We start from the raw sequence: 12,553 nt of genomic DNA, 5'->3' as shown, positions 1-12,553 counted from the left end.
TCCCATCCCCCGGGGCGGTACGGGGCCAGGTAGAGATGTCTCGAGCCGGGGCGGATCACCCAGCACGGATACTTGTGCGCTGCTAAGATTCGGCGGCATGAACCCCGCTGACAACGCCGACACGACCTCCTCCCCCCGGCAACGGGAACGCGAGGAGGTCCTGGCGAAGGCCCGCGCGGCGAAAGCCGCCGCACGGACCATCGCTCAGGCCACGACGGACACCAAGAACGAGGTACTGCTGGCCGCGGCCGACGCACTCGTCGCCCGCTCCGAGGAGCTGCTCGAGGCGAACGCGCGCGACATCGCCGCGGGCCGGGACGCCGGAATGAGCGAGTCCCTCATCGACCGGCTCGCCCTCGACGCGGACCGCATCGCCGGGATCGCCGGCGGGCTCCGCCAGGTCGCCGCCCTGCCGGACCCCGTGGGCGACGTGACCGGCGGAAAGACACTGCCGAACGGCATCCGGATGCGACAGGTCCGGGTGCCCCTCGGGGTGATGGGCATGGTCTACGAGGCCCGCCCCAACGTCACCGTCGACGCCTTCGGGCTCGCCCTGAAATCCGGCAACGTCGCGCTCCTGCGCGGCTCGCGGTCCGCCCGCAACTCCAACACCGCCCTCGTCGGCGTGCTGCAGGACATCCTCGCGCAGCAGGGACTGCCGCGGGAGGCGGTGCAGCTCCTTCCGTGCGAGACCCACGACAGTGTGCAGGACCTCATCACCGCCCGTGGACTGGTCGATCTCGTGATCCCGCGCGGCGGGGCGGGTCTGATCGAGGCCGTGGTCACCGGCGCAACGGTGCCCGCGATCGAGACCGGGACCGGCAACTGCCACGTCTACATCGACGGTGCGGTGGACCTGGAGCAGGCCATCGCCATCGCCATCAACGGCAAGACCCGCCGCCCGAGCGTCTGCAACGCCACGGAGACGGTGCTCCTCGACGTCGCCATCCCCGACGCAGACAAGCTGCGCGTCGTCGAGGCCCTGCAGCAGGCCGGCGTCCGGATCCACGGCGACGTCGACGTGCTCGCCGCGTTCGGCGTCACGGACGTCGAACCCGCGACCGACGCGGACTGGTCGGACGAGTACCTCTCCATGGACATCGCCGTCGGCGTGGTCGACGGGGTCGACGGGGCGGTGGAGCACATCGCCCGCTGGTCTTCGGGACACACCGACGCCATCGTCACCACCAGTATCAGGGCGGCGGAAGCCTTCGTGGCGGGTGTCGACTCGGCCGCGGTGATGGTCAACGCGTCGACCGCGTTCACCGACGGGGAACAGTACGGATTCGGCGCCGAGATCGGCATCTCCACGCAGAAGCTGCACGCGCGTGGGCCGATGGCGTTGCCCGAACTCACCACCACGAAGTGGGTGCTCACCGGCGACGGCCAGACCCGGCCCTGACCCGATCCGCGCGGGCGCGGCCGGCGTCGCCCGGGTGCCCCGCCGGGTAGTATCTGTCGCCATGACCACCTCCGCACCACACCACGGGAGTCCTGCGGGTGACGCCCGGCCACTGTCCGGTCCCCGGAGAATCGGGATCATGGGCGGCACCTTCGACCCGATCCACAACGGGCACCTCGTCGCGGGGAGTGAGGTAGCCGACCTACACGACCTCGACCTGGTCGTGTACGTGCCGACCGGGCAGCCGTGGCAGAAGGCCGGACGTGAGGTCAGCGAGGCGGAGGACCGCTACCTGATGACGGTCATCGCCACCGCCTCCAATCCCCGTTTCACGGTCTCCCGGGTCGACATCGACCGCGGGGGAGCGACCTACACCGTCGACACGCTGCGGGACCTGCGGAAGCAGTTCCCCACCGCCGAACTGTTCTTCATCACCGGCGCCGACGCGCTGGCCAAGATCGTCACCTGGCGGGACTGGGAGGAGATGTTCTCCCTCGCGGAGTTCGTCGGGGTGACCCGCCCCGGATACGAGCTCGATGACGCCATCCTCCCCGAGATGCACCGGAAACGGCTGTCCCTGATCGAGATCCCCGCGATGTCGATCTCGTCGACCGACTGCCGTGCGCGCGCCGCCGAAGGCAGGCCCCTCTGGTATCTCGTCCCCGACGGAATCGTCCAGTACATCGCGAAACGCCAGCTCTACCGCCCGAGCGGTGCCGACGCCGCCCTCGACCCCACCCCCTGAGACGCCGATTCGAACACGCCCCGGTGGTGCGGTAGAGTTGCGCCTCCCACTCAGGTGACCACGAGGAAATGTGCCGTAACGGGCAAACCGTGGGACACTTGAAGCCGAGAGTGCGCATCCGCGCGACAATCCCCGCGACGTTGAGACCAGTTTCAACCGGGTATGCGCACCAGAAGTAGAAGAACCCCACGGAAGAGAACCTGTGCCTGCAACCACCGCCTCCATCAAGCTCGCCACCGTCGCCGCCCAGGCGGCGTCGGAGAAGCTCGCTGAAGAGATCGCCGTCATTGACGTGTCCGGTCAGCTCATCATCACCGACTGTTTCGTGATCGCCTCCGCGGCGACGGACCGCCAGGTCGGCGCCATCGTCGACGAGGTGGAGGAGAAGCTCCGCGAGGTCGGCGCGAAGCCGATCCGCCGCGAGGGTGTCCGCGAGGGCCGCTGGGCGCTCCTCGACTACGGCGAGATCGTCGTCCACGTCCAGCGCACCGAGGAACGCGAGTTCTACGGTCTGGACCGCCTCTGGCGGGACTGCCCCTTCATCGAGGTCGAGGGGATCGAGACCCCGGAACGCCCCGAAACCTGGTCGAACGACGTCGATGTCCGCACCGTCGGCTCCATCGACGAGATCCCGCTCGCGTCCGAGGAACCCGACGCGAACGAGCTGTGACCCGCCGACTAATCCTGCTCCGGCACGGACAGACCGACTACAACGCCACCGGGAGGATGCAGGGGCACTACGACTCCTCGCTCTCCGACGTCGGACGCGCCCAGGCCCGGGCCGTCGTCGAACCGCTCCGTTCCTTCGGCATCACCCGGATCCTCTCCTCGGACCTGACCCGGGCGCACGACACGGCGACACCTTTCGCCGAGGCACTCGGGCTGCCCGTCGAGAAGGACCGTCGCCTCCGGGAGACGGACCTGGGGGAGTGGCAGGAGAAGACCAGCGTCGAGGTCGACGCCGCGCACCCCGGTGCGCGTGCCATCTGGCGGCGTGACGTCAACTGGGCCCCGCCCGGCGGGGAGACCCACCTGGAGGTCGGGGCCCGCGCGCGGGCCGTCGTCGACGAGCTCATGACGAGATACGACGACTGGGACTCCGGCGCCGTACTCATCGTTGCGCACGGCGGCACCCTCAAGGCGCTCACGGCCTCGCTGCTCAACATCGCCCCCGAGCAGCTGCCGATCCTCAACGGGCCGGACAACTGCCACTGGGCGAAGCTCACCGCCCGGCCACCGTTCTATCCGGGGATCCGGGACGCCCTCGGTGACGCGGACCAGATCATACCCGAGGCGATCTTCACCCCGGAGAACGTAGCCCGGGCCCGCTGGTACCTCGATGTCTGGAACGCCGGGGTCAACTACCCGGCGGGCTGATCTCCCCGGTTCGGAGCCGGCCCACTCCCGGTGCTACGTTTAGGTGAACAAAAACCTGAGATGCCACTGTGAGAACCGCCACTGTGAGGAGCCTTCATCCCCATGCCCGTACGCGTCGTCACAGATTCAGCGGCCTGTCTGCCTGACGCTGTCGCCGATGACCTGGACATCACCGTCATCGACCTGCACATGATGCGCAACGGCAAGGACAGCTCGACCTCCGGTCTCTCGGCGCTGGAACTGGTGGCGATCTACGCCCGGCAGCTGGAACGTGGCGGGGACGAAGGTGTGCTCGCCCTGCACCTGTCCAAGGAACTTTCCTCCACCTGGTCCAACGCGGTGACCGCCGCCGCCGTCTTCGACGATGACGTGGTGCGCGTGGTGGACAGCTCCTCAATGGGCATGGGGGTGGGGGCCGCGGTCATGGCCGCCGCCAAGCTGGCGCAGGAGGGCGCGGATCTCGAGACCTGCTACGACGCCGCAGTCGATGTCCTGGACCGCGGCGACATGTGGTTGTACGTGCACCGCATGGATGAACTCCGCAGGTCCGGGAGACTGTCCACCACGACGCAGCTGATCTCCACCGTCCCGACAGGCCTGGCGAACCGGCCCATCCTGCACCTGAAGGACGGGCGGCTGGAGATCCTCGCGAAGACCCGCACCCAGTCGAAGGGGCTGACGAAGCTCGTGGAACTGGCGTGCCACGGCGTCGGTGACACCCCCGTGTTCGCCGCCGTGCAGCAGCACGAGGCCAGGGAGGCCGCGCGAACCCTGTCGCAGATGCTCACCGAGAGACTGCCGGAGGGTTCCACGCTGATGATCGTCGACATGGACCCGGTGCTCGCCGTGCACTCGGGGCCGGGTGCGGTCGCCGTGTCGATGGTTTACTCGGCGGACGCCGCGGAGCTCACCGGCGGGATTTCCACAGGCGACTAGCTGGCGAAATCCGCCCCCTGCACAGCCTGGCGCCGGTGTCCACCGCTGGTGGTGCGGGCGGTCTACGGTTCACGGCATGCGCCAGCGGATCACCGACAGACTCGCGGAGCTCACCCACCCGACCGGTGAGGAGGAGCTTCTCGATGTCCCGTTTCCCCCTCCCCGTCTGCACGTCACGCTCCGGCAGGGGGTGCTCGCCCTCGCCGTGGTCGGGGTGCTGATCCTCGGATGGCTGATGCTCCGGGACCCGTTACCTTCCCCGCAGGCTTCCCAACAGCCTTCCCCGCCCGTGGTCGCCGCGGCACAGCTGCCGGGAGGCATCCCGGTGGGGGATACACCCGTGGAGGAGCCGATCGTGGTCTCGGTCGTGGGGGCGGTGGAGGATCCCGGCCTCCACGAGCTTCCCGCTGGCAGCCGCGCGGCGGACGCCCTGACCCTGGCCCGGGTACTGCCGGATGCGGACATCCGGCACATCAACCTCGCCGCCCGTCTCGTCGACGGTATGCAGCTGGTGGTTCCCGAACCGGGGGCTGCACCTCCCGTGGCGGATGCGGGGACCGTGGGTGTGCCGGTCCCGCTGAATTCGGCGACCGCGGAACAGCTCGAGTCCCTGCCCGGTGTCGGGGCGGCCACCAGCGCGGCGATCATCGCGTACCGCACGGAGCACGGCGGGTTCACCGCCATCGGTGATCTGGTGGAGGTTCCCGGCATCGGGCCGGCGAAGCTCGCCCAACTCGAGGGACTTGTCTCCCTGTGACGGAGCTTCGACTACTGCCGTCCGCCGTGATCGTCTGGATGGCGGTCGCCGCGGTACTGGTGACCAGGACAGTTTCGGCGGGGATCGTGCCCGTCGCCGCAGGGGTGCTGATCGCGGTCGCGTTACGTGCTCCGGGGCAGAGTCTCCTGATCGCGGCCTGCGGGACAGCGGCGGTGCTCACCTCCCGGATGCGGGTGATCGCCGCCGACCGGCACCCGCTGAATTCGGCGGGGCACACCACGGTCGAGGGGCGGGTCGTCGCCGCGCCCGTATCCGTGGGGGACGGTGTCCGGCTGCTCCGGCTACGGATCGACGGGTATCCGGCGGATCTCCCGGTGTTCGTCCGTGACCGCGGCACACCGCTGGGGTCCACCGGGTCCGTGGTGCGGGTGACCGCAGAGGTCACCCCGGGGAATCGACCGGGGGTGGGGCAGCTTTTGCTCAACGGGGGCTCCCTGGAACAGCTGCACGCGCCCTCCGGTGTCGACCGATTCGCCGGTCACATCCGCCGCACCTTCGTGCACGCGGCTTCCCGCTGGTTGGACCCCGAATCCGCGGGACTCGTCCGCGGAATGGTACTGGGCGACACCACCGGGCAGTCGGAGGAGCAGCGGCAGCTGTACCTCGACACCGGGCTGTCGCATCTCTCGGCGGTCAGCGGATCGAACGTCGCGATCGTCACGACCGCGGCGTTTCTGCTCGTCCGCACCCTCGGACTCGGGCCCCGTGTCCAGGTGGCGGGCGCGGTCGTCACTCTCCTCGGATTCGTCAGTCTCGTCGGCACCGAACCGAGTGTGCTGCGCGCCGCGGCCACCGGGGTCGTCGGGCTGGTCGCCGTCGTGGCGTCCACCCGCACCGAACCGGTCCACGCGTTGTGTCTCGCGGTCGTCGTGCTGCTGTGCTGGCGCAGTGATCTGGCGGTGGAGTACGGATTCGCCCTTTCGGTCGCCGCCACCGTCGGGATCATCGCGCTGCACCCGCTGTTCCACCGTCCACTCGCCGCGACCGGATGGCCGGCGGTCGTCGTCCGGGCGCTGTCCGTGGCGATCGCCGCGGATGTGGTCACCATGCCGATCATCGCGCTCATGGCCGGCCGGGTCCCGCTGGTGTCCGTGCCCGCGAACGTCCTCGCCGCACCTGCCGTCGCCCCGGTGACGGTCCTCGGGCTGGTTGCCGCCCTTCTCGCCGTGATACCCGGCGTCGGGGACGTACTCGCAGGGCTGCCGCTGCTCCTGATCGTCCCGTGTGCCCGGTGGATCACCGGGGTCGCGCGACTGCTCGCCTCACTGCCACTGGCAGGTGTTCCGGTGGCGGACGGGTGGCTCGGGGTCGCGTGGGTAATCCTCGGCTGCCTATGGATCGTCTGGGCGGTCTGCGCCGGGCACGTCCGGTGGCTGATCTGTGCCGCGGTGGTCGCCGCGGTACTGGGCGCGCTGTCCGGGGATGCATCCGTCCACATCCCCTCCGCCACCGGGCTGACGGTCACCCGGACTGTGGCACGATGGAGCGCGTGAAACCGTCTGCGCCCGGCCCCGTACACCTGATCCTCGGTGAGGAGGAGTTCCTCGCCGAGCGAGCCCGCATCGCGGTCACCACCGCCGTCCGGGAATCCCTCCCCGAGGGCACCGAACTCCCGGTCACCACCATGCGGGCCGGCGACGTCAACGCCAATGAACTGGCCGAACTCCTGAGCCCCTCCCTGTTCGGTGAGGACCGGGTCCTCATCCTCACCGGTACCCAGGACGCCGGAAAGGACGCGGCTGACCTCATCCTGTCCGCGGCGGGCAGCCCCGCGCCCGGTATCTACCTCATCATCCTGCACACCGGGGCCGGTCGGACGAAGGCGATGGTGCCGAAGCTGTCCAAACTTGCGGAGGTCCACCGTGCGGACAAGGTCAAGCCCAGTGAACGCCCCGCCTTCGTCAACCAGGAGTTCCGGAACCACGGGGTGCGGGTGACCTCGGACGTCACGCGCGCGCTCCTGGAGGGGGTCGGCTCGGATCTGCGGGAACTGGCCAGCGCGGTGAGTCAGCTGGTCGCCGACACCGGGGGAGAGGTCACCGAGGCGAAGGTCCGCGAATACTACGTCGGCGTCGCGGAGGTATCCGGATTCGACATCGCGGATCTCGCCTGCTCCGGGCAGGTGCAACGAGCCGTCGCCTCCACCCGCAGGGCGCTCCAGCTCGGGCTGTCACCCGTGATGCTCGCCGCGGCACTGTCCACCACCGTCGGGTCCATCGCCCGCCTGTACTCCACCCGCGGGCGGATCGACGCCAACAGTCTGGCCCGGGTCGTGGGCATGCCGCCGTGGAAGGTCGAGAAGACCGCCCGCCTCGCCCGAACGTGGAACGGTGAGGCCGTGTCGGAGGCCGTGATCATCGTGGCGGACCTCGATGCGGCGGTGAAGGGGCAGGCCGCCGACGACGGCTACGCCATCGAACACGCGGTGCGCCGGATAGCGGAGCTCGCCGGGTGAGCCGGTGGGCACCCTCCACTAGGAGGCGCCGATCCACCATTCATCGAACGTCTCGTCCATCTCGAGGCTGCTCCCGACGTAGACCGTGAGCCTGGTCGGGGTGACGGTGATCTCCGCGTCGCCGGTGTCCACGACATAGCGGTGGGAGTCCGGATCGGACCTGGATCCGTCCACCGCCCAATCGAGTGCGCCGGTTCCGGTGACGAAACCGTGGTACGTGTTCCCGGAGCCGTTGCCGCAGATCGTCACGAACACCGAGTCGTTGCGCGCCGCCAGGACGGCATCCTCGCCGGGGGCGCACGCCGCTATCGGCCTGTCTGCCTTGAGATCCCATCCTGACCCGGTGAACTGGGTCGGATAGTCCTTTTCCGGTGCGGCGGTACGCACCACCGGTTCCGCGGAAGTCGCCGGTGCAGCCGATTCGTCCGGTGTGTTCCCGGAGACGACATCGGTGACCGGCGCGGTGGGCGCGGGAGCAGCCTGCTCCACCACGTCACTGTCCGCGGGGTCGCCGCCGGTGCGCAACAGCAGGTACATGACCAACGCGGTGGTCAGTACCGCCAGCGCAGCCACGCCGAGAAGGACCGGAACCGTCGGGGACCTGCGCCCGGAGGGAGATGGGGTGTCCTGCGGGGACAGTCCGGGTCGGCTGATCCACGCGGTGGTTTCCGGTTCCGGTGGCGAGCCCGCGGGGTGCGGCTGCGCCCAGCCATCGGAACCGTCGGCGGAGTCCCACTGATAGTCCTGGTTGTCGGTCATGGGGGTCCTCAGGTCAACATCTGTGCAGGGTCACGCGTATCCGATCATCGGGAGATCATCGCCTGATGAGGATAACCCGCGCATCGGTGGTTGTGGCGCAGTCGTAGTTCTCTGCTCCCGAGGGATCGCACACGACGACGTAGTTCTTCTCCGTGACCGGGCTGTAGACCAGCAGTGAGGTCCGGGACTCCCGCCCGGTGCCGTCGAGACTGCCACGCAGTTTCTCTCCGACGGCTATGGAGAAGGGGCAACTGGTCCGCTCCGTCGCGGCGTAGACGTCCCAGTCGCCGGAGGTGCCGCACCCCGTGCTGCCGGCCGGCGGGGTGATCGGTTTCGTGGATGTCCGGGTCGTCGTCTCCGTCGAGGTGACGGGTCCGGTCGCACCGGTGCCGGCTGACCGCGACGCGGCCTGATCGGAGGCGTTCGTGCCGGCGCTGGAACCCATCCGCGAGACGGCTCCGACCATGACGACCACGAGGAGGAGCGCGATGACCGCTCCCGCCACCCACATCGTCATCGGATGGGACCGTTTCGCGGGGGCGGGCTGGGCGTAGTCACTCCCGTCGGATGAATCGGACACCCATCCGGAACTGATCTCGGAATCGTCCCACGAGTATTCCGGGGGCATGTGCGTACGGCCTTTCTACTGGTTCCCGCTGTCTCGGGCCTGAGGTGTTTCACCGGTGTCCCCACCGGTGGATCGGCGTAGCCGCGTCAGCCCCTTCTGAACCAGACGTGGGGGTTGACCGGGCGACCGGTCGATCTGGTGCTCCGGCCACCGGATCGCGGAGCCGGACCCATTCGAGGATACCGGCCCAGCCTTCGCTGGTGAGCGGGAACCTCCAGTACAGACCCCCGGTGCCCCCGTCGGGCGCGGCAACGGGTTCTCCGGCAGGTCCCCGGGGGAGTCCGGTAGCGTGATCGAAATGTGTCGGGGGCCGGCTGCGGCAGGTCGCCGTGGGGCGGAAGCAGAAAGATCCCTTTCCCGTGAAACTCCGGGAAAGGGACCTTCTTGGTCTCCCACACTGGGTGGAAGGGGCGGAACTAGTCCATCTTGTTCAGTGCTTTGGCCATCGCGGACTTCTTGTTGGCGGCGTTGTTCCGGTGGAACACGCCCTTGGTGACGGCCTTGTCGAGGGCGCGGGAGGCGACACGCAGCTGGGTGGTGGCCTCGTCCTTGTTGCCTTCCTCGACCAGCGCACGGAACTTACGGATCTCGGTGCGGACTGCGGAACGCACGTGCTGGTTGCGCTGGCGGCGCTCCTCGTTGGTGCGGACACGCTTGATCTGGGACTTGATGTTAGCCATTGAAACTACCTCTTGAACTCGTGGTCGGGTGTGCTGAAACCACCGGCCGGAACCGTCCAGACCTGTGATCGCGATGGATCACGGTCGCGGTGGATGCGTTCTCTTGAGCGGACCCAAGGTCCTGACCGCTCCGACACCCACGCCCGGAAAGTGAATAACAGCTTGACAGAGTACCAGCACCCGGTGATCCGGCCAAAACGGCGGAAGGCTGCTCAGCCCCAGCCGTAGCTGCTGCGCAGTCGGTTGGCGATGCGTTCGAACCGGTGCCTGGGGATGACGGCACCCTGGCGCCGGATCTCCAGCTCGGGGATCTCCAGCACCTTGTCCATGCGCACCCAGCACTGCCTGCCCGACTCATCCCAGGGGCCTGATCCGATGCCGAGCCAGTTGTCTTCTTCGGCGTGCTCCGGGTTGGGCGAGATCACCAGGCCGAGCATGTGCTGCCTGGATCTGCCGATCACGATTATCGCCCGCTCGCGTGCGGGGGAGCCGGGGCCGTCGGTGTTCACCCAGATCCACACCACCTCGCCGGGGTCGGCCTGGCCGTCCATGTCCGGGGCGTAGTAGATGCTGCGCGCCATGGACTCGGTCGGCTGCGTGGCGTAGGTGGTCGCCGACCTGGTGCTCCGGTGGGCGGGGGCCTGGCTCGCCGGGTTCAGCCCGAGGCGGTCATTGATGACCTCGAGTCCCTGATCGAGTGCACTGTCCCCCCGGCCGAGGACGGAAGTGATGGCACGGTGGAACCAGCTCTCCTCGCTTCGTCCACCATCCTCCACAGTTCATGATCCTAGTCGTTACCGGGGGCCGGTGGGCGGGGATCGCGTGCCGGGTGTCCGAGGGGTTCTACCGCGGTCGGCGATCATGTGGTCGACGGGCGTGGGCTGCGGTTGCCCGGTCGGGTAGTGTCAGGAGAGCTCCAACCAGGAAGGGACCGTCACACACATGGCCGCAAATTTTGCCGAAGCTACGTACACAGACCCCAAGCAGATCCGTAACTTCTGCATCATCGCCCACATCGACCACGGGAAGTCCACGCTCGCGGACCGGATCCTGGGTCTGACCGGCGTGGTCGAGGCACGGGACATGCGTGACCAGTACCTGGACAACATGGACATCGAGCGTGAGCGTGGCATCACCATCAAGGCGCAGAACGTCCGCCTGCCGTGGGTGCCCCGCTCCGGCGCACACGAGGGGGAGGAGATCGTCATGCATCTCATCGACACCCCCGGTCACGTCGACTTCACCTACGAGGTCTCCCGTGCACTCGACGCCTGCGAGGGGGCGGTCCTCCTGGTTGACGCCGCCCAGGGCATCGAGGCGCAGACCCTGGCGAACCTGTACCTGGCCATGGAGAACGACCTCGAGATCATCCCCGTCCTGAACAAGATCGATCTTCCCGCAGCGGACCCCGACAAGTTCGCCGAGGAGATCGGGCACATCATCGGCTGCGAACCGGAGGAGGTGCTCCGGGTCTCTGGGAAGACCGGCGAGGGCGTTCCGGAGCTGCTGGACCGCATCTGTGAGCTCGTTCCCCCGCCGAGTTCCAGCAAGGGCCCCGACGCGCCCGCGCGCGCCATGATCTTCGACTCCGTCTACGACACCTACCGTGGCGTGGTCACCTACATCCGCATGGTCGACGGCACCCTCGAGCCGCGCCAGAAGATCAGGATGATGTCCACCGGGGCCACTCACGAGCTCCTCGAGATCGGCATCGTCAGCCCCACCCCGAAGAAGTGCGTCGGACTCGGGCCCGGCGAGGTCGGCTACCTCATCACCGGAGTGAAGGACGTCCGCCAGTCCAAGGTCGGCGACACGATCACCTGGGCCAACAAGGGCGCGGAGGAACCCCTCAAGGGCTACGCCGAGCCGAGCCCGATGGTCTACTCCGGTCTTTTCCCCATCTCCCAGGCTCAGTACCCGGATCTCCGCGACGCCCTGGATAAGCTCCAGCTCAATGACGCGGCACTCATCTACGAGCCCGAGACCTCCGTCGCCCTGGGCTTCGGTTTCCGCTGCGGGTTTCTCGGGCTGCTGCACATGGAGATCACCCGTGACCGGCTGCAGCGCGAGTTCGACCTCGACCTCATCTCCACCGCGCCGTCGGTGAGCTACCGCGTGGTCACCGAGTCCGGTGAGGAGATGATCGTGCACAATCCCTCCGACTGGCCCGGCGGAAAGCCGAAGGAGGTCTGGGAACCCATCGTCAAGATGACGGTGATCGTGCCCGCCGAGTTCGTCGGCACCACCATGGAACTGTGCCAGGCCAAACGTGGGCAGATGGGTGGCATGGACTACCTCTCCGAGGACCGCGTCGAACTCCGCTACGTCATGCCGCTCGGCGAGATCATCTTCGACTTCTTCGACATGCTCAAGTCCCGCACCCGCGGCTACGCCTCCCTCAACTACGAGGAGGCCGGTGAGCAGGAGTCCGATCTGGTCAAGGTCGACATTCTCCTCCAGGGTGAGCCCGTCGACGCGTTCAGCGCGATCGTGCACCGCGACAACGCCCAGTGGTACGGCAACAAGATGACCGTGAAGCTCAAGGACCTCATCCCGCGCCAGCAGTTCGAGGTGCCTATCCAGGCGGCGATCGGGTCGAAGATCATCGCCCGTGAGAACATCCGCGCCCTGCGCAAGGACGTCCTCGCGAAGTGCTACGGCGGCGACATCTCCCGTAAGCGCAAGCTCCTGGAGAAGCAGAAGGAAGGTAAGAAGCGGATGAAGAACATCGGTTCCGTCTCCGTGCCGCAGGAGGCCTTCGTCGCAGCACTCTCGACGGACGAGGGGTAGACC

13 protein-coding genes are annotated in these 12,553 nt (G+C 68.1%); 9 read left to right on the top strand and 4 right to left on the bottom strand.

What is annotated here, in order from left to right; translation table 11 throughout:
* Positions 1-97: 97 nt before the first annotated feature.
* From JDV75_RS02730 to holA, 8 genes are all read left to right on the top strand, one after another.
* On the top strand, positions 98-1,402 hold the full coding sequence (locus JDV75_RS02730; RefSeq protein WP_198737732.1) for a glutamate-5-semialdehyde dehydrogenase: 1,305 nt from the start codon (positions 98-100) through the stop codon (positions 1,400-1,402).
* Between the two features lie 61 nt (positions 1,403-1,463).
* Positions 1,464-2,147 (top strand): nicotinate-nucleotide adenylyltransferase, encoded by a 684-nt coding sequence (nadD, locus tag JDV75_RS02725; protein ID WP_198737731.1) that lies wholly within the window; start codon positions 1,464-1,466, stop codon positions 2,145-2,147.
* A 202-nt stretch (positions 2,148-2,349) separates the two neighbouring features.
* Complete coding sequence (gene rsfS / locus JDV75_RS02720) at positions 2,350-2,817, top strand: ribosome silencing factor (protein WP_198737730.1); 468 nt, start codon at positions 2,350-2,352, stop codon at positions 2,815-2,817.
* Complete coding sequence (locus JDV75_RS02715; protein WP_198737729.1) at positions 2,814-3,524, top strand: histidine phosphatase family protein; 711 nt, start codon at positions 2,814-2,816, stop codon at positions 3,522-3,524. The genes rsfS and JDV75_RS02715 overlap by 4 nt, the downstream gene beginning before the upstream one ends.
* A 102-nt stretch (positions 3,525-3,626) precedes the next feature.
* Positions 3,627-4,460: a DegV family protein gene (locus JDV75_RS02710; RefSeq protein ID WP_198737728.1), complete on the top strand. Its 834-nt coding sequence runs from the start codon at positions 3,627-3,629 to the stop codon at positions 4,458-4,460.
* A 76-nt stretch (positions 4,461-4,536) separates the two neighbouring features.
* Positions 4,537-5,217, top strand: a complete 681-nt coding sequence (locus JDV75_RS02705) for a ComEA family DNA-binding protein (RefSeq protein ID WP_198737727.1) — start codon at positions 4,537-4,539, stop codon at positions 5,215-5,217.
* Positions 5,214-6,731, top strand: coding sequence for a ComEC/Rec2 family competence protein (locus JDV75_RS12185; RefSeq protein WP_198737726.1), 1,518 nt, complete (start codon positions 5,214-5,216; stop codon positions 6,729-6,731). The genes JDV75_RS02705 and JDV75_RS12185 overlap by 4 nt, the downstream gene beginning before the upstream one ends.
* On the top strand, positions 6,719-7,693 hold the full coding sequence (holA, locus tag JDV75_RS02695) for a DNA polymerase III subunit delta (protein ID WP_198737725.1): 975 nt from the start codon (positions 6,719-6,721) through the stop codon (positions 7,691-7,693). Before JDV75_RS12185 ends, holA begins: the two co-directional genes overlap by 13 nt.
* An 18-nt stretch (positions 7,694-7,711) precedes the next feature.
* Here the strand turns inward: holA and JDV75_RS02690 are convergent, their stop codons facing one another.
* The 4 genes from JDV75_RS02690 to JDV75_RS02675 form a co-directional block, all read right to left on the bottom strand.
* Entirely contained in the window at positions 7,712-8,452 is a 741-nt protein-coding gene (locus JDV75_RS02690) for a hypothetical protein (protein WP_198737724.1), read from the bottom strand.
* A 55-nt stretch (positions 8,453-8,507) separates the two neighbouring features.
* Entirely contained in the window at positions 8,508-9,080 is a 573-nt protein-coding gene (locus JDV75_RS02685) for a hypothetical protein (RefSeq protein ID WP_198737723.1), read from the bottom strand.
* A gap of 416 nt (positions 9,081-9,496) precedes the next feature.
* Complete coding sequence (rpsT, locus tag JDV75_RS02680; RefSeq protein ID WP_198737722.1) at positions 9,497-9,760, bottom strand: 30S ribosomal protein S20; 264 nt, start codon at positions 9,758-9,760, stop codon at positions 9,497-9,499.
* Positions 9,761-9,972: 212 nt separating this feature from the next.
* Positions 9,973-10,536, bottom strand: coding sequence for a type II toxin-antitoxin system PemK/MazF family toxin (locus tag JDV75_RS02675; RefSeq protein WP_336244277.1), 564 nt, complete (start codon positions 10,534-10,536; stop codon positions 9,973-9,975).
* A gap of 166 nt (positions 10,537-10,702) precedes the next feature.
* Between JDV75_RS02675 and lepA the strand changes: the two genes are divergently transcribed.
* Positions 10,703-12,550: a translation elongation factor 4 gene (gene lepA / locus JDV75_RS02670; RefSeq protein WP_198737721.1), complete on the top strand. Its 1,848-nt coding sequence runs from the start codon at positions 10,703-10,705 to the stop codon at positions 12,548-12,550.
* The last annotated feature ends 3 nt before the right edge of the window (positions 12,551-12,553 follow it).

The sequence above is a fragment of the Corynebacterium meridianum genome (assembly GCF_016342265.1).
GTDB lineage: Bacteria > Actinomycetota > Actinomycetes > Mycobacteriales > Mycobacteriaceae > Corynebacterium > Corynebacterium meridianum.
Note: the sequence above shows the minus strand (reverse complement) of the source record. Positions and strands in the feature narration are given on the sequence as shown.